The sequence below is a fragment of the Trinickia sp. genome (genome assembly GCF_051954495.1).
Lineage (GTDB): Bacteria > Pseudomonadota > Gammaproteobacteria > Burkholderiales > Burkholderiaceae > Trinickia.
In genome coordinates, this window is record NZ_JBQCHR010000128.1 from 18,345 (window position 1) to 35,886 (window position 17,542).

Genomic DNA, 17,542 nt, shown 5'->3' on the forward strand with positions numbered 1-17,542 from the left:
GAAACAAGGAGCCCAGTATCATGCGCTACGCCCCGCGACGTCTTGAACGCTAGTGACCGCTCGTCGCGTCGGTCGGCGCCTGCAGGCTATGCATGAAGGGCTTGAGCGCCGGATACAGTCCCTTATAGATCTCGAAACGCGGCGCGTATAGCGCGAGACGAGCCGCATCGGGCTGCGCGCGTTCGACAAGCTTGGCCCATCCGCCGCGCGCGGTTTCATCCGATACGAGCCCCGCCCCGATCGCGGCCAGCAATGCAGCGCCCATGGCAGCCTCCACTTCCTGCTCGATCGTGAACACCCGATAGCCCGTGATGTCGGCGATGATCTGCATCCACAGGTCGGAATAGGCCGCCCCGCCCACGACGATCAGCTTGTCGTCGAGAAACTGGGCCCCCTTGCGGCCCGCTTCGATGTTGTGCTTGAGCGCGAACGCCACACCTTCGAGCACCGCGCGGTACAGATGCGCGCGCGTATGCACGAGATTCAAACCGATGAACGCGCCGCTCGCCTTTGCATCCCACACGGGACTGCGCTCGCCCATCAGATACGGCAGGAACATGACGCCATCCGAGCCGGCGGGAACATTCGCCGCCGCCTGCTCGAGCAGCACGTGCGGATCGCCGTGCGGCAGCGCCCGCGCCGCTTCGATCTCGGCATGGCAGAACTGGTCCCGATACCAGGCGACCGATGCGCCCGCCGTGCTGGCGCCGCCGAACACGTACATGTCGCGCCGGCCGTTGAACACGTGCGGCATGCTGATGAGACCGTTGCGCGCATCGACGGCTTGATTGATATACCCCCAGCACATGCTCGTGCCGATCATCGCCACGTGCTGCCCCACGCGCGTGGCTCCGGCGGCGAACGTGGCCACCGCCGCATCGACCCCGCCCGCGACGATCGGCGTGCCCGCCGGCAGGCCTAGCCGCTCTGTCCACTCCGGCAGCAATCCGCCGACGATGTCGGTCGACTCGACCAGGCGCTCGGGCATCATCGACGCGGGAATGCCGAGCGTATCGAGCATCGCGCCCGACCAGGCGCGCCGCGCGACGTCGTAGACGCCGCCGATATTGCCGGCCGAACTGTGATCGACGGCGATTTCGCCCGTCAGCCGATAGATGACATAGGCATTCGGCGGCAGGAAGTAGCGCGTGTTTGCCCAGACATCGGGACGATGCTCGCGAAGCCACAGCATCTTCGTGAAACCGTAGTAGCTGTCGACGCCGTTGCCCGTGATCGAGTACAACCGGTCCAGATCGACGTGCGCTCGCACCCAGTCGACTTGCTCCGTCGCGCGGCGGTCCATCCAAATCAAGCAGGGATACAACGGCCGAATATCCTTGTCGACGGGGATACCCGAACCGCCATACAAGCTGCTCACGCACACGGCGCCGATGGCCGACGGCTCGATGCCCTGCTCGCGCGCCGCCTGAACGCAGCTCGCCATGCATTCGAGCACGGCGTCGAACCATACCGAGGGCCATTGCTCCGCCCAAAGCTGCTTCGGCGTATCGGGTTGATAACCGGCCGAGTGCTTGGCGACGATCGCGCCGTTGCGGTCGACGAGCAGCGCCTTCGTGCTCTGCGTCCCGATGTCGATACCCATCACGTATTGCATTAAGCCTCCGCGATCCACACAAAGATAGTGCCGTTTTCCATCTCGCACCGCTCGACTTCAGCTCGACGTCTCGTGGTCGAAATGTAGGGCTGTCGCCCATTCGAATCCGCCAACTTTACGCCGATTTTTATGTGCTTTTTGCGCGCGAACGATGAAGAGTCGAAGAACGGCAAAATTGTGCAATGCGCAAGAGGCGCCCGGACGACGCGCTACCTGCGCATCAGCCGCGTGACGAGACGGTTCAGCCAGGCGATCTGAGGCCCGTTGCGCGTATCGAATTGAGCGCCCGTGTACCCCCACCAGTCCCAACACCCGCCGAAATTGTCCGCGGTGGATTGCGTCTGCGGGTAAGCAACGATCAACCGGTAATCGTCCGCCCATCGATTGAAACCCGCACCGCGTACGAACGCCTGACCGATCATGCTGTCGTTCTGATTGCAGCCATGCAATGCAAGCAGCAAGCCGCACGGCTGGCCTTTGAAGCATGCGGACGGTGTGTACGTATAAAAATACTTTCCGATCGACGCACCGCCCGCCGGCGCGAACGTCTTCACCGGTATGACCGTGAGCATGCCCGGCGCGCCGTCGGGCTGCGCGCCGGTCTTGATGTCGGGGTACAGATGCTCGAGGATGTTCTTCGCACCGTCGAAGCCGCAACGCCCCAGATAGGGCGAGACCGATTTGTTGCAGTTGTCCCCCGCGCGCGGATTCGAGATCGGCAGCGGCGGCAGGTAGGTCGGAAACGTATGGCCGAAATCGTGCGTTCCGTCTTCGCTGACCTGCAAATTGGCCAGGGAACTACCGAGCGATGCTTTCAGCTGTCGATAAAACGCCGCGACAGAGCCTGCGATCTTCGGGCCGACGACCACGTCTTCGGTACCGTAGAGCGCATAGAACACGCCGTGATCGAGCTGCGTCAGGTCCCCCAGCAGGTGGTTGCCGGCATTGCGCGTCGCGCGGCTCACCATCGCGCCCAACTGTTCGCTGGTCAATCCGGACGGATAAAGGCAACCCGTCATTGCACCGGCGACGGCGAAACAATCGTAGGGCCCGCCGGCAAGCACCGCCGCGCGCGGAAAGGTCTCGGGATAAGCCAATTGCAGTTGCGTGGCCATGAATCCGCCGGAGGAAATCCCGGCCACCGCAATTCGATCCGGTTGGATGTTGAGCAACTCCGGCCGGAAATCCGTCGAGACATCGGAAGCCGGCGCGGCAAACGCCCCCGGCCACGCCGCTACGAACCCCAGCAGCACAATCAACACGCTCGTCACACGCATGAATTCACCTCGTCCGCCTTAGGAACCGGGCGCATAGGCCCGAGGACAATCGTCAAGGCGTCCAACGTAGCCTGCTCATGCGTGCTTCGCACCTGTGTCTTCTGGTAGGTGCGCCCTCGTCGTGCGCGGTATCCGCGATGTTTCCTATCTATCGAGCCGCGACGGCGGCCGGACAAGCACAGGTTTTCGAAGCCGTGGCCCACCGCTCATTCCTTCCTTGCGCGCCGGCATCGGAATGTCCTTGTGCAGGGGCGCCATCGGGAAACGCGAAAGATCGGGACCGGTGCCGGCCTGATCGCGCGGCAGTGCGAATTCAGTGGGTATCCGTTCACCCACCTCGAAAACCGCTACCCAGTTGCGAGCAATCCGTGACGGCAAAAGCATAGCGATGGCTTACCGCCGTTCGCAGCGGGTTTGAATCGACCCACTATTGCCGGCTTCCGCGTGTGCAATACAAATGGAAATCGCTGCAACGCTGATGCGACAACGCATGGCATACCTATTGCAATGATCCTCGCGCGAATCTGCCTAATCGTCCGTCCGCCCATGGGTCCGCATACAGGCCTGGATGAAGGCCGGATCGACAGCAGTACTAGTCCGCCATACGTAGGCCATGGCTGAGTTGCCGATTTCCAGCAACGACGGCGCGCTGAGCATGCTCATCGCCGAACAAATAGACCGTTTCAATAAAGTCAATATCGCGAGGTGAGATCATGAGTGAAAGCGTTCAGAAAAAGCTCCTGCGTGTGCGCCCTCCCCGGGTCAAGATCACATACGACGTCGAAACAGGCGGAGCGATCGAGAAGAAGGAACTGCCCTTCATCGTCGGCATCCTGGCCGACCTCCAAGGCGAACGAAGCGACCCGGCCAACTATCCGCCGCTCAAAGAGCGGTCGATGGTCGAAATCGATCGCGACAACTTCGACGACGTGATGGCGACGATCCTGCCGCGCGCCGTGCTCACCGTCGCCAAGCAAGCCGACGAGGCGCTCAAGGACTTGCTCAAGGACGAGAAGGACAACGACCTCACGTTCCCCAACATCGATGCTTTCGAGCCGATGAAGGTCATTCAAGCGTTGCCATCGCTCAAAGCGCTGTATCAATCGCGCAGCCAGATCCGCGAGCTGCAGGCCAAGGCCGAAACCATCGACCCCGTCAGCGCGCAACTCGACGCAATGATCGAGAAAGCCAACCCCGGCAAAGAGGGGGCGCCCGCGATCGACGATGCGAGCGTCAAGGCCGCCAACACTGCGCTCGCCAAGCCGCTCGGCATGTCGGAGGAACAGACGTCGACACTGCTCAATGCGTTCGTCGCCCAGTTGAACCTCTACTTCGTCGAAACGAACGCCGACGCCGCCCACCAGATCGACCAAGCGCGCAAGCGCGGCGCGATCGCGGTGATCGATGAACTCGTTTCGCTCATCGACGAAAAGCTCAGCAGCGCGCTCTCGAGCATCATGCATTGCGACAGCTTCAAGGCAATGGAAGCCACCTGGCGCGGACTGCACTATCTCGTGATGAACACCGAGACCAGCACGATGCTCAAGCTGCGCGTATTCAACGCCACCAAGGACGAGCTGCGCAAGGACATGCTCAAGGCCGTCGAATTCGACCAGAGCGCGCTGTTCAAACTCATTTACGAAGCCGAATACGGCACGTTCGGCGGCAACCCGTATAGCCTGCTCGTCGGCGACTACGCGATCGGAAAATCCGGGGACGACATCGACTTCGTGACGAAGATGTCGGAAGTAGCCGCGGCCGCGCATGCCCCGTTCATCGCGCAGGCTTCGACCGAGCTGTTCGGCCTGGGCGGATTCGACAAGCTCGACAAGCCGCGCGACCTGAAGAAGATTTTCGAAGGCGTGGATTCCGCCGGATGGCAGGCCTTCCGCGAAATGGAAGACGCGCGCTATGTCACGCTCGTGCTGCCGCGCGCCCTGCTGCGGCTACCGTACGGTTCGCCCAACAAGCGAAACACCACGGCCTGCGAAGGCATCAATTTCGACGAGCAGGTGGGCGGCCTCAATTCCGCGACGGTCTATTCGATGACCGGCGAGCCGCTCAACTATCCCGACCCGGAACCGAACCATTTCCTCTGGGGCAATCCGGCGTATCTGCTCGCCGAGCGCATCACCAACGCCTTCGCGCTCTATAGCTGGACCGCGGCGATTCGCGGCGTCGAAGGCGGCGGGCTCGTGGAAGGCCTGCCCAGCTACACGTATACGTCGAGCAACGGCAGCGTGGAGCTGCTGTGCCCAACCGAGATCGCCATCACCGACCGCCGTGAGAAGGAGCTGAACGACCTCGGCTTCATCACGCTGTGTCATTGCAAGGGCACCGGCAAGGCGGCCTTTTTCGGCGGACAAACCACCAACCAGCCCAAGAAGTATTTCTCCGATTCGGCCAACGCCAACGCGAAGATCTCCGCGATGCTGCCGTACATGCTCGCCGCATCGCGCTTCGCGCATTACATCAAAGTGATCATGCGCGAGAAGATCGGCACGTTCATGACGCGCGGCAATGTCGAAGATTTTCTCAATTCCTGGATTTCCAACTACGTGCTGCTCGACGACAACGCTTCGCAGGACGCCAAGGCCGGCTATCCGCTTCGCGAAGCCAAGGTGGTCGTGACCGATGTGCCCGGCGAACCGGGCGCGTACCGCGCCACGGTATTCCTCAAGCCGCATTTCCAACTCGAAGAACTGACGACTTCGATTCGACTCGTAGCCAACTTGCCGAAGTAACTCTCATTTTTTTTCGATCGAAGGAGTGGTCATGGATTTGATTCTTTTCCAGCCTGGCGACCAGAGCATCATGAATAGCGACGGCAGCCAGATCGACAATTCGTCGTGGGTGTCCGACGGCCCGGGCGGCCTGTGCATCGAAATCGTCTCGCTGCATCAGGGCATGAAGCAGCAGGTCACGACCGACGTCAGCAACAACGCGCGGACATCCGGTCGCCCCATCATCACCGAGTTCACGCTCGTCAAGTACGTCGACCAGACGTCGGTGAAGCTGTACGAATACTGCCTCGGCGCCAAGCTGCTCGGGACCGGCGCGGGCGCGCCCAGCACGATCTATATCGCACGCGAATCGGGCGGCAAGACGCAGAACATCATCAAGATCGAGATGAAGGATGCGCTCATCAGCGAAATCCAGCTTCAGACGCACCCGAACGACATGCCGACCGAGCAATTCAAGCTCAATTTCACGGAAGTGATCTGGACGTATACGCAGCAGATCAACGACATGTCGTCCAAGGGCGTGAAGACCGCCGGATGGAGTCTGGCCAAGAACATGCCGATCGCCGGCAAGTTCTCGTCCAACCCCTAGTCGACGTATCGCGCTCGTCCTCGTCGGGGACCGGCATTTTAATCGGTCAGGAGATCGCATGCAGTTCTTGCTCGAACGCCTCGCGCAGCCCCCATCGTTCGACGGTACGCACGCATTCGATGTGCGCGCCGCGATCGCCGCGCAAATCCAGCGTCTCGTCAGCGCGCGCATCGCACGCTCCGGCGGCGACCTCGATTTGCTCGATTTCGGCGCTCAAAGCGTGGTCGAGTTCGAGCTGTACAGCAAGCCGCAACTCGAGCAATACGCGCAGCGGCTGGCGCGCCTGATTGCGCGCTACGAACCGCGGCTGAAGTCCCCCCGCGTTCAGATCGAGTCGACCAGCGAAGCGCTCGGCCCCTATCGGGTCGCCATCTACGGCACCATCGACGACAGCAACGGAATGGACGTGTTCCATTTCGAGCTGCCTTCGCATTGAGGAACGGTATGCAACGCGCAAATGTCACGCTCAGCGACTGCTTTCGCGAGGAGCTGAGCGCCCTGAGAAGCGAATCGGTCCTGTTCAGCGAAAAGCATCGGGAACTGGCGCGCACGCTCGGCCTCAACGCGCGCGAGGCGACCGATCCTCAAGTCGAATTGCTGCTGCAGTCGTTCGCGTTTCTCGTCGCGCGATTGAGGCACCAGGTAGAACTCGACAAGGCGCGCTTGCCGGACGCCCTGCTCGCCTTTCTGTATCCGCATCTCGAAGCGCCGATCCCGTCGATGCTGATCGCGCAAATCGACGTGAAGCCAGACGGCGCCGACTTCTCCAAGGAGCAAACGCTCGCGCGCGGCCGTATGATCACCGCGGCGACGACCAATCATCTCGGTCAGAAGACGGAATGCCGTTTTCAAACCTGCTATGAATCGCCGCTGCTGCCGTTGCGGATCGACACCGTCGTGCTCGAATCCGCGCTCGAATATGCGTTCCTCGGCAAGACATCGTCGTCTCAATCGGTGCTGAGGGTGCGCGTTCGGCCCGACGGAATCGGCGCGCTCCAGGCAAAAGGCAAGGGCCCGCGCCGCCTGCGCTTTTACATCAACGACGCGCAAGCGAACGCCGTCGCGCTGTACGAACTGCTCGCGCTTCATTTGTCGGGCATTGCCGTTCTGCCCGCCGCCGCGACTCAGCCGGTGCGACAACTGCCGCCCGACACGCTGCGCTGGCTCGGCATGGAACCCGACGAGGCGGCGCTCAGGGCCAATGCGCACACGCATTCGGGGTATCGCCTGCTGCAGGAATATTTCTCGTTCCCCGAGAAGTTCTTTTTCTTCGAAATCGATCAACTGGATCAGCTCGACTTCAGTGCGGTGGACGACTACTTCGATCTGATTCTCGTCCTCGATCGCCCGTTTCAGCCGATGATGCATTTCGACGCGGCCTCGCTGCAGCTGAACTGCGTCCCGCTCGTGAACCTGTTTTCGCAACGCATCGATCCCATCGCGCTGAGTCACAGCGATTACGAGTACCACATGACGGGCGATCTGCAGAATCACCGTTACTGCGAAATCCATTCGATCGAAGAATTGGAGTCGATTTCGAGCGAAGGCAAGCCTCGTCCGCTCGCGCCGTATTTCGCTATGGACAATGTCCGCCGCATGGAGGAGCAGGACTACTTCTATTTGTGCCGACGCATGCCGGCGACTGCCCATCACGTCGCGGGCAGCGAGATGTTCGTGTCGTTTCTCGATCGCCAGTTCAACTTGAGCCAGCTCACCGACGAGGTGGTCGGCGGCCGCGCGCTCTGCACGAACCGGCGCTTGCCCGAACGCTTGATGTCGGGCAGCCCGCTACACCTGGAAGGCGCGGGGCCGGTCCTGCGTATCCGCGCACTGACCAAGCCGACGCCGCATCACACGCCGCCGCAGATCGGCAACCGTCCATGGTCGCTCGTATCGCAATTGGCGCTGAACCACCTGTCGCTCGACGGCGGTCCCATCGCGCTCGGCGCGCTCAAGGACATTCTGCGTTTGCACGTCGGGCCCAATCAGGAGAGCGGCTGGAAACAAATCGACGCCATCAAGGCGTTGCGCAGCCGAAGCATTGCGCGACACGTCGGCAAGGACGCGTGGCGCGGCTTCGTGCGCGGCTGTGAGTTGACCGTGGTCATGGAGCCTAGCGATATCGGCGCCAGCAGCGCGGTCCTGTTCTGTTCCGTGCTGCGTCATTTCCTGCGCGGCTACGCCAGTGTGAATCACCTGGTGGAAGTCGCGCTGGAAACGAGCAGCCTTAAGGGGAGCCCCAAGCAATGGCGCGCATCGGCCGGCACCGCTATCGCACTGTAAGTGAGTATCTGCTCCGGCAGTACGGCGACTTCAACGCGTTCCAGTTGATGCGTCTGCTGCTGTCCGACACGGACCACGGGCTGCCCATCGAACGGCGCCTGCGTTTTCGCGCCGATCTTTCGGCTGCGTTTCCGATTCGCGAGTTCACGCAGTTGAAGCTGCCGCCGCCCGGAGCGACCGACCCGAATGAAGTAGGCGACACGCGTGCCGGCGAGGCGCCCGTCGAAATTCGCACGGCCAATTTCTGCGTTGCCAGCGTGACCGGTCCATTGCCGGAACCGTTCACCGAATGGGTGCGCGAGCTGTCGGCGGAGCGCGAAACGGCCATGGCCGACTTCTTCGACATGTTCAACCAGCGCGCGAACGTCGTGCGCTATCGGTTCAAGCAGGCGTTGACGCCCGGGCTCGACGACACCGCGCCCGCCGAAACGGAGATCGCGCACTGCCTGGCGTCGCTGATGGGCCTCGCAAACACGAAGCTGGCCGCGCAAGTACCGTTGCCGGCGCGCGGCTGGCTGGGGATCGCGGGCTTGCTGGCGAACCGTCGAAGGCAAGCATCGACGATCGTCGACGTGCTCGGCGTCGCCCTCGGCGCGCAAGTGTCACTGACCGAGTATGTCGGCGCCTGGCTCGACATCGACGAGCGGGACCGATGCTCGCTCGGCCGCCGCAATCACCGGCTCGGTCAAACGTGTGTCGTCGGCCGCCGCGTCTGGGATCAGCACGCGAGGCTGCGCCTCGATATCCATACGGTCGATTACGATGCGCTGCGCCGCCTTTTGCCGCCGGCGCCGCGGCCGCCTTCCGCGCAAGACGCCGAGGCCTTTGCCGATCCCGTTTCCACGGGCCAATCCGATTACGCCATGTTGAGCGGACTGGTGAAATTGCTCGTCGACCGCTTGGCCGACTGCGAAATCGTGCTCCACGTCAGAGACGACAGCATCACGCACACGCCGCTACCCCAGCCCGCGCGGCGCGTCGACACGACCTCGATGCGGCTCGGCCAAAGCGCCTGGCTTGCCGGCAGGCCCGCGCAACCGCGCGCCACGCGCCCGGTTCGGTACCTGATCTCGACCTACCACTTAGCGGGGACGGCATGAGCGACACGCAAAGCGTCGATACGACCCGCGCATTTTCGGTAAATCGGCTGGCTTCGCCGGAGCCGGCCGTCTTTCTGCATTGCGCGATCTTCGTCGACCGCAACACGATATTAGGTGCTGAAACGTTCCGCCTGGAACGCTTCGAAGGACAGGAAAGCGTATCCGAACCGTTCGGATTTCAGCTCGAGTTGAGCGCTGACTCGGATGGAAGCAATGCCTTCTCGCTGCGCTTTGACCAGCTCATCGGCCGAAGCATCACGATCGGCGTCGGCAAGCACACCGATGCCGACGGCAGCGCCGATCAATTCAAGGCGGCGATCGAAGGCAGCGCCTCGGCGAGTTCGAGCTTGTCGCTCTTCAACGGCATCGTCACGAGTTTCGCCGTCAAGAACCGGGGCGCTTACAGCATTTCGATGAAGCCCGCGCTGCATCGGCTCACGCTCACGAACCACTACCGCGTGTTTCATCGCAAGACCGTGTGGGAGATGATCCAGGCCTTGCTCGACGAACACAACATCGCCTATGCGCCGCTCGCCCAGACGCAGTACAACCTCGCGGCGAATCGGCGCCAAGACTGGATGCAGGCCGGCGAGACCGACTTCGAGTTTCTCAAGCGGCTGATGAGCAAAGCGCTGCTGCACTTCTATTTCGTCCATTCGGGCACGGGTCAAACGCTCATTTTCTCGAACCAGGCGCAATATCCGGAAGTCGAGCCCGGCGGCAGGCGCGTGCGCTACACATTCACCGATACGCGCGCGCTGAGCTTGGAACAAGACGATGTGGTGACCGAATTCAGCATGAAGCAGTCGCTCGCCAGCACCGGCGTGCACGGCGTGCTCACGCAACAAGACGGAGCATGGCTGCACAATCGCATCGTGCAGTTCAATTCATTTGACGCGGACGCAGGCGAGGACGCGCGGTTGCTGCCGTTCAATTTGTATAAGAGCTACCAATACGGCTGCAGCAAGGACGAGGCGCAAATATTCTCGAGTGCGACGCAAAGCACCCTGGATGGCAGCCGCGGCGAGCTGAGCGGCACGAGCAACTGCGCCAACTTTCGCGTCGGGCACCGGTTCGCGTTGACGAGCGGCGCCGGTCCCACCAACCCGAGCGTCCCCTTCCTCGATAACGGCGCCTTCGTTCTGACGATGGTCTCGCATCAAGCGACCGCAGACGGCGAGTATCAAAACCAGTTTCAGGCCGGCGACGCCGCGTTCTCCATTACGCCGTACTCCATTCAGTCCACGCAGCAAGGCGCCGTGCTGGCCGAAGTCGTGTCGGGCGCGACCGCGCCCGTTCAAAATCCGGTCGACTTCGGATCGACAGCCTCGTTCGACACCGGCCAAAGCACGTTCACCGATTCGTTGAGTTCGGCGCCGTTTCCGCAGATCGGCGTCTACGTGCGCTTTTCGACCGCCGCCAAGGACGACCCGTCCGTATGGATCAAGCTGTCCTCGTCGATGCAAACGGCGCCTACCATCGGCTCCATCGTCGTCGTGGCGCGCGCCCAAGACGAATCGGAGCTGCCGGAAATTCAAAACATCATCCAGACCAACGGCAGCGAGCTCGTGGTGCCGTCGGGATGGCTGTCCAACACGCATGTCGGCAGCAATTATTCGACGAGCTATGGCGACAATCAAAACATCAGCTACGGCAAGTATTCGATACCGGACTTGAGTCAAGCCACACGCATCGTCACGAACGCGTATCAAACGGGCTGGTTCGGCAACGCGAGCTTCTCTCAAGGAGCGAGCTACAGCTTCAGCGCAGCCGACAGCGCGGCGCCCGGGGCGAGTTCCAATCCCGGCGAGCTTTACGGATCAAGCTCGCCGGCAGGCGATGTCCTCAGTGCGTCGGAGTCGTTCGGTTCCACCTACGGCCGTCAAATAGGCACCGTCAGCTACAACCATTCGCACTTCGAGCAATCGATCAGCAACAGCTGGATCGAAACCGAGGAGTCGACGCGGTACACGGGCAACAGCGTCAGCGTGAGCACCGGCGTCACGAGCACCTCCACGACCACGTTGGCGGCGTCGACCACCAACACGAACATCGGCGTCAACACCAATATATCGACGACGGGCCAAACGTTTACGACGAGCATCAGCGGCGACGTGGTCGAAAGCATCACCGTCGGCAATACGACGCGCACCACGACGAGCGGCGACCTCATCGAAACCAGCATCGCGGGCAACACGACGCGCACTTCGACGAGCGGCAACATCATCGAGACCAGCGTGATCGGCAACACGATACGCGATACGACGTCCGGCAACGTCGAGGAAACCTCGCTCACCGGCGACACGATCCGCAATTCCATATCGGGCGATCTCGAGGAAACGATCGTCACCGGCGCAGTCACCCGCACCGTCACGAACGGCATGACCGTCGAAGATCACGTCAATTGCGGGGAGACCATCACGAAGGTCAACGGTGTCGTGCAACAGGACGAAACCAAGGGCGCGGCGACGATCGTCGTGACAGTGGGCGACACCACGCGGATCGAAACCAGCGGCGCCACCTCGAACATCATCACCATGGCGGAGGCGACGACCGTGGAGACGGCGGGCCCCGGCGCCAAAGTGTCGAACAACGACGAGACGCCGCACGTGGACAACATCGTCACGCGAATCCATATGATCGAAGCCACGATCATCTTCATGTGAGCCAAGATGAAGATCATCAAACCTCAATCGCTCGGCGTGCTGAACAAGCCCTACTCCTACCTGGGCCGGCACTACCTGTCCGTCGCGGCGATCGGATTCTTTCCGCTGGGCGCTTCGACGGAACGCTTTCTCGCCGAAAGCAAACAATGGGCGCACGTCGTCGCGAGCCTGCCGCCCGGGCAGCCGCTCGACGAAGCGATGTCCAAGCAAGGCGGCGAAGTTTTGCTGGTGGGGTCCGCCCACGCTCCGGATCGAAAGGCGTGCACCAGCTTGACCGTGCAATTGCAAGTGGACGACATCGCCGGGCAGCCGAGCATCAGCAAGTGCCTGTGCGTATGCGGCGATCGCGAATGGCGCTCCCGCATGTTGCGCACGCCGCGCGTCGGGCACTCCAAACCATTCCTCGACATGCCGCTGACCTACAGTCGCGCTTTCGGCGGCGAGCGCAATCCGGTCAACCCGGCCGGATGCGGCAGCCGCGTACGCGGATTGGGCAAAGCGCGCGGCGCCATGCCCAACGTGTCCTATGCGCCGAAAGCGGTGGACGATGTCTGGCGGGCCAACGTACCGGCCGGCTTCGGGCCGATTCCCGTAGGCAACGCGGCGCGTCGCTCGAAGTTCGGCAGCTACGGCCGCACTTGGTCCAAACACGACGCGCCCGGCTTTGCACGCGACATCGACTGGAGCGTCTTCAACATGGCGCCGCCCGATCAGTGGACGCGCTCGCCGTTCCAAGGCGGCGAACGATACGCGCTGCGCAACCTCCACGCGATGCATGCTGAACTGGAAGGGGCGTTGCCCACTCTGGCCGCCCGAGCTTTCGTGCTGAGCCCCGAACAAGCGCCCGAGCTCGCTCGCGAAGTGCCGCTTCAAATGGATACGATCTGGTTCATGCCCGAGCACGACCTGGGTGTCGCGATCTACCACGGGCATATCGAGATCCAAGACAGCGACGGGCTCGACGTCGGCGTGCTGATGGTGGGCTACGAACACAAGGACGCACCGAAGAGCGCCTCGCACTATCGCGAAGTGATGCAACTGCGTCTGGACCCGCGCACGGCGTTGCTGCACGTGTTCAACGACAGCCAGCTGGCGCCGGAGCGCTCCGAGGCCGAGCGGGCCCGGCGAGCGATAGCCCAGCACGAGGCCGAACAGGCCGCGCTGCAACGCAGCCAACAGCGGCTCGATCTGCTGGACGAGGAATATTGGGCACGGCGCGGTACCCCGCCGCCCTCCGACCATCAGCCGGCGCGAGCGGCGCTGCCCGCCCTCGGATTAATGACAGCGGAGACGGCGGCCGAAGGCGACTTCGAGCTGTCGGAAATCGTGACGAAGGCCAAGGCGCTCGCAGCCGAGGCCGAACGGCGCGGCAAGCAAGCGCTCGCCAAAGTGCCGCCAATGCCGCCCGCCACCGTCGATTCGATCAAGCTGCTGGCCGCGGCGCTGGAGCGCGCCGCTAAGCCCGCTCACGATCTGCTGCCGCCTGAGCAAGCCGGGACGGATCCTCAGGTGGACGCCATGCTGGCGCAGTTGCCGAAACCCGGTAGCGATGCGAGCGGGAAGGAACGCGCGCAGTACGAAGCATCGCGGGCCGCAGTAGCGAAGATTCCTGCGCTGCGGCGCCAGGCACGCCGGGGGGCGCCGAAAGTAACGCTGCCTTCGTTGCCTTACCCGTCTGAAACCGCGACGGGGCTCGGCGCGCAAATTCGCCAATGGCATCGGGCGGGCGTACCGCTCGCCGGCCGAGATTTCGCGGGCGCGGACCTGAGCGGGATCGACTTGTCGGGCGCGGACCTGCGCGAAATCATGCTGGACGGCGCCGATTTGACCGATGCGCGTTTCGTCGGCGCCAACCTGCAAGGCGCGGTCCTCGTGGGCGCGCGGTTGGAGCGGGCGGATTTCTCCGCGGCCGATCTGACGGGTGCGAACCTGTGCGAGAGTCAAGGACGCGACGTCTCGTTCGAGAAAGCGGACCTCTCCCGCGCACACGCGCTCGGTGCGCAGTGGCCTCACGCCAACCTGCGAGGCGCGCGCTTGCGCCGCCTGCTCGGGATTGCGCTCGCCTGCCCCGCCGCCGTACTCGACGAAGCCGACGCGAGCCGCGCAACCCTGTTTGACTTGGAGGCCGGCGAGAGCAGTTGGCAAGCATCCACGCTCGAAAAAACGGTGTTTCTGCGCGCGCATCTGCAGCGCGGCGACTTCCGTCGCGCGTCGCTCAAAAAAAGCGTATTCAATCTCTCCGAACTGCAACATAGCCGCTGGGACGACGCCACGTTGGACCACGTGCAAGCCGGAGGCAAAACGAATTGGCGCGACGCGGCGATGGTCCGCGCCGTGGCGAGACACTGCGGCTTCCACGGCGCCGACCTATCGCACGTCGACCTGAAGGACGCGCAGTTTCTGCGCTGCGACTTCGGGCAATGCGACATGCGTGCAGCCTTGCTGACGGGCAGCGCGTTTTCGCACTGCGGCCTCTACCGCAGCGACCTGCGCAGCGCGGAAGCGGCGGGCGTCGAGTTCTTTCGCTGCCTGTGCCGCAAGACCGATTTCACCGGGGCCCGCTTGCTTGGCGCAGCATTCGTTCAATCCGAGCGCGGCGGCTCGATTCCCCCGGAAGGCGCCGCGCAGCAAGCGAGGAGCTCGGCATGACGATATGGGACGACATCGCGCGGGCGATTCAGCTCGATCAGCCGATACGCCAGCGCGACCTGCACGGGCTCGATGCGCGTCACCGCGTACTGGCCGGCGCAACATTCAGCGAGGTCGACTTCTCGAACGCCTCGTTCGCCGATTGCGCGCTCGCGCGCGCCAAATTCATCAACTGCGACTTGCGCGGCGCCGACTTCACCCACGCCGATCTGGACCACGCCACGTTCGTCAAATGCACGATGTCTCGAGCCCGGCTAGGCGCGCGCAACATGCGGCACGACTGCTGGGTGGATTGCGACCTCAGCGGCAGCCTGTGGGACCACGCTCGGCTTCAAGTCAGCTCGATCGTGAACAGCTCCCTGCGATCGGCCAGCTTGAACGCCGCGGCTTTGGAGCGATGCACGTTGATCGACGACGACTTCGACGATGCGAGCGTTTCGGACGCGCAGCTCGATCAGTGCGTGATCAGCCCAGCGGATTGGCGCACAGTCGACTTGCGAGGCATGCGCGCGAAAGGGGTGGTCTTTTCGAACGCGAACTTCGAAGGGCAAGTCATGAGCGGCCTTCAACTCAGACGCTGTTCGATGCAGGACGCCGATCTGACGCAGGTCGATCTGGCCGCGGCCGACATCGCCGAATCGAATTTTTACCGGGCTCGCTTGCAGCACGCGAATTTGAGCGGGGCAAACGCCTCGCATGCGCTGCTGCTCAAAGCGCGGCTGGACGACGTGAATCTGTCGGACGCAACGTTGGAAGGCGCCATCTTCCAACACGCCGCGCTGCGCGATTGCCGACTGGACGGCGCACGGCTGAAAGCGAGCATCTGGAACAAAAGCCAACACCGAAACGTGTCGTTTCAAGGCGCGGACCTCACGTACGCCCGCATGGAACACATCCAAGGCGATGGCGTCGACTTTTCCGGCGCCACGCTCGATCACGCTCGATTTCACAACGCGAAGCTGTGCGATGCGCGCTTTCGCGGAGCCAGCCTGCGCCAGGTCGGCAAGACCGATGCAGCGCGCCTGTCCGCCGAAGCACGCACGCTTGCCATGGAGAAGGAATGATGGGCTCCTTGAAAACCACCAGCAAACTTCCCCCGCCTCTGCCGCTGCATCTGGTCGAGGCGAAGATCGTCGTCGCGCTCGAGCAGCACGCCTATCTGCTCAACGACGGGCGCATGGCGCACCAAGCGTTGAGCTGCCTCGTCCGCCCCGAGGTAGGCGATCACGTGCTGACCGCAACCTGCCAAAACGACTCCAGCTACATTCTTCACGTTCTGCATCGAAGCGAACCCAAGCAAGTTCGGCTGGGCGTCCCCGGCGCATCCGAAATGCGCATCGAGCAAGCGCGAATCACGCTCGACGCGACCGAAAACATCGCACTTCAGAGCCTCACCGACGTCGAGGTGAGCGCCGCCACCGGCGTGCTGAGCTTGAACGGCCGCAACTTGTTCACGACGGTTCACGAGAGCCTCGTGCAGAGCGTCGGGCATTTCGTCGGCAAGGCCGAGCACTACCTGCTCGAAGTGCGGCAACTGCTGCGCATGCATGCGCAGCAAGCGATCGTCACGGCCGAACAGGACGTGAAGGTCGACGGCGAGCGCATCAGCATGGGCTGAACAGGCCCGACATCGAATGCATCGCACCCGCATCAGCACCCGCATCAGCATCAGCATCAGCATCAGGAGAAGCCCATGTTCGCCACCAACAGTCTTGCCGCCATGTCGATGATGACCATACCGGACGTCTGCAAGACGCCCATCGTCGTGCCGGTGCCGATCCCCTACCCGAACATCACGATGTCGACAGCGCACATACCGTCGGTGTTCAACGTGATGTTCGGCACGGGGCTCGCCGAAAACTTGATGACGGAGGGGACCATCAGCATGGGCGACGAACCCGGGGTGGAAGGCGGGGTGGTGTCGCAAGTCTTCATGGGCCCGGATACCTATGTGACCGGCAGTTTCAAAGTGATCGTCGGGACGGCGTTCGCGACGCGGCTCACCTCGCTCGTCGGCATGAACGGCATGCCGTTCAACACGATGGGCATGTCGATCGTGCCGGCGCAGTTTCGCGTTCTGTTGCTGAGCTAGCTATGAAAGCCTCTTCGAGAACAACGGCTCGCCCGTCTCTCTCGCCCCGAGCGTCGAGGCTGGCCTGTATGGCCGTCTTGAGCGCGACGTGTCTGCTCGCCGGTTGCAGCTGGCTCGGCTGGTCCAAGTCCGCCGCGGTGTCGCAAATCAAGGTCGTGGCCGAAGTCGGCGCCAACCAGAATGCCGCGACCCAACTCGATATCGTGTTCGTCTACGACAGCAACGTCGTGGCGATGTTGCCGACCACGGGACCGGACTGGTTTCAGAAGAAGGACGCGCTGATGGCGGGACTGGCCAACGGCCTCGACGTCGTGAGCCTGCAGGTGCCGCCCGCGACGCTCGCGAGCGCAAGCCTGCCCAAGCGGCACGGCAAGGCGATCGACGTGTACGTGTACGCGAATTACCTGAGCGCCGCCGGACAACCGAAGGGCAACATCACCCCTTACAAGAACGTGACGATCTGGCTCACGCCGACGACCGTGATCTACAAATCGCAGTGACCGCAGTGACGCCAGCGAGAGCAACGA

The 17,542-nt window shown here is 62.7% G+C and carries 13 protein-coding genes; 11 read left to right on the forward strand and 2 right to left on the reverse strand.

Going from position 1 to position 17,542, the window contains the following annotated elements:
- Positions 1-49 precede the first annotated feature (49 nt).
- Positions 50-1,615 (reverse strand): FGGY-family carbohydrate kinase, encoded by a 1,566-nt coding sequence (locus ACTHNR_RS17755; RefSeq protein WP_440548971.1) that lies wholly within the window; start codon positions 1,613-1,615, stop codon positions 50-52.
- Between the two features lie 209 nt (positions 1,616-1,824).
- On the reverse strand, positions 1,825-2,892 hold the full coding sequence (locus tag ACTHNR_RS17760; RefSeq protein ID WP_440548972.1) for a PHB depolymerase family esterase: 1,068 nt from the start codon (positions 2,890-2,892) through the stop codon (positions 1,825-1,827).
- A gap of 713 nt (positions 2,893-3,605) precedes the next feature.
- Between ACTHNR_RS17760 and tssC the strand changes: the two genes are divergently transcribed.
- The 11 genes from tssC (at position 3,606) to ACTHNR_RS17815 (ending at position 17,515) form a co-directional block, all read left to right on the forward strand.
- A complete protein-coding gene (gene tssC / locus ACTHNR_RS17765; RefSeq protein WP_440548973.1) occupies positions 3,606-5,636 on the forward strand; it encodes a type VI secretion system contractile sheath large subunit in 2,031 nt (676 codons plus the stop codon).
- Between the two features lie 31 nt (positions 5,637-5,667).
- Entirely contained in the window at positions 5,668-6,225 is a 558-nt protein-coding gene (locus ACTHNR_RS17770) for an Hcp family type VI secretion system effector (protein WP_440548974.1), read from the forward strand.
- A gap of 58 nt (positions 6,226-6,283) precedes the next feature.
- Entirely contained in the window at positions 6,284-6,661 is a 378-nt protein-coding gene (locus ACTHNR_RS17775) for a GPW/gp25 family protein (RefSeq protein ID WP_440548975.1), read from the forward strand.
- 8 nt (positions 6,662-6,669) lie between these two features.
- Positions 6,670-8,508 (forward strand): type VI secretion system baseplate subunit TssF, encoded by a 1,839-nt coding sequence (gene tssF / locus ACTHNR_RS17780; protein ID WP_440548976.1) that lies wholly within the window; start codon positions 6,670-6,672, stop codon positions 8,506-8,508.
- Positions 8,472-9,608 (forward strand): type VI secretion system baseplate subunit TssG, encoded by a 1,137-nt coding sequence (gene tssG, locus ACTHNR_RS17785; protein WP_440548977.1) that lies wholly within the window; start codon positions 8,472-8,474, stop codon positions 9,606-9,608. Before tssF ends, tssG begins: the two co-directional genes overlap by 37 nt.
- Complete coding sequence (locus tag ACTHNR_RS17790) at positions 9,605-12,274, forward strand: contractile injection system protein, VgrG/Pvc8 family (RefSeq protein WP_440548978.1); 2,670 nt, start codon at positions 9,605-9,607, stop codon at positions 12,272-12,274. Before tssG ends, ACTHNR_RS17790 begins: the two co-directional genes overlap by 4 nt.
- A gap of 6 nt (positions 12,275-12,280) precedes the next feature.
- A complete protein-coding gene (locus tag ACTHNR_RS17795) occupies positions 12,281-14,923 on the forward strand; it encodes a DUF2169 family type VI secretion system accessory protein (RefSeq protein WP_440548979.1) in 2,643 nt (880 codons plus the stop codon).
- A complete protein-coding gene (locus tag ACTHNR_RS17800) occupies positions 14,920-15,987 on the forward strand; it encodes a pentapeptide repeat-containing protein (protein ID WP_440548980.1) in 1,068 nt (355 codons plus the stop codon). The genes ACTHNR_RS17795 and ACTHNR_RS17800 overlap by 4 nt, the downstream gene beginning before the upstream one ends.
- Positions 15,984-16,541 carry a DUF3540 domain-containing protein gene (locus tag ACTHNR_RS17805; RefSeq protein WP_440548981.1) on the forward strand — a complete coding sequence of 186 codons (558 nt, stop codon included), beginning with the start codon at positions 15,984-15,986 and terminating at the stop codon, positions 16,539-16,541. The genes ACTHNR_RS17800 and ACTHNR_RS17805 overlap by 4 nt, the downstream gene beginning before the upstream one ends.
- A gap of 75 nt (positions 16,542-16,616) precedes the next feature.
- Entirely contained in the window at positions 16,617-17,015 is a 399-nt protein-coding gene (locus ACTHNR_RS17810) for a DUF4150 domain-containing protein (RefSeq protein WP_440548982.1), read from the forward strand.
- A gap of 68 nt (positions 17,016-17,083) precedes the next feature.
- A complete protein-coding gene (locus ACTHNR_RS17815; RefSeq protein ID WP_440548983.1) occupies positions 17,084-17,515 on the forward strand; it encodes a hypothetical protein in 432 nt (143 codons plus the stop codon).
- Positions 17,516-17,542: the final 27 nt, after the last annotated feature.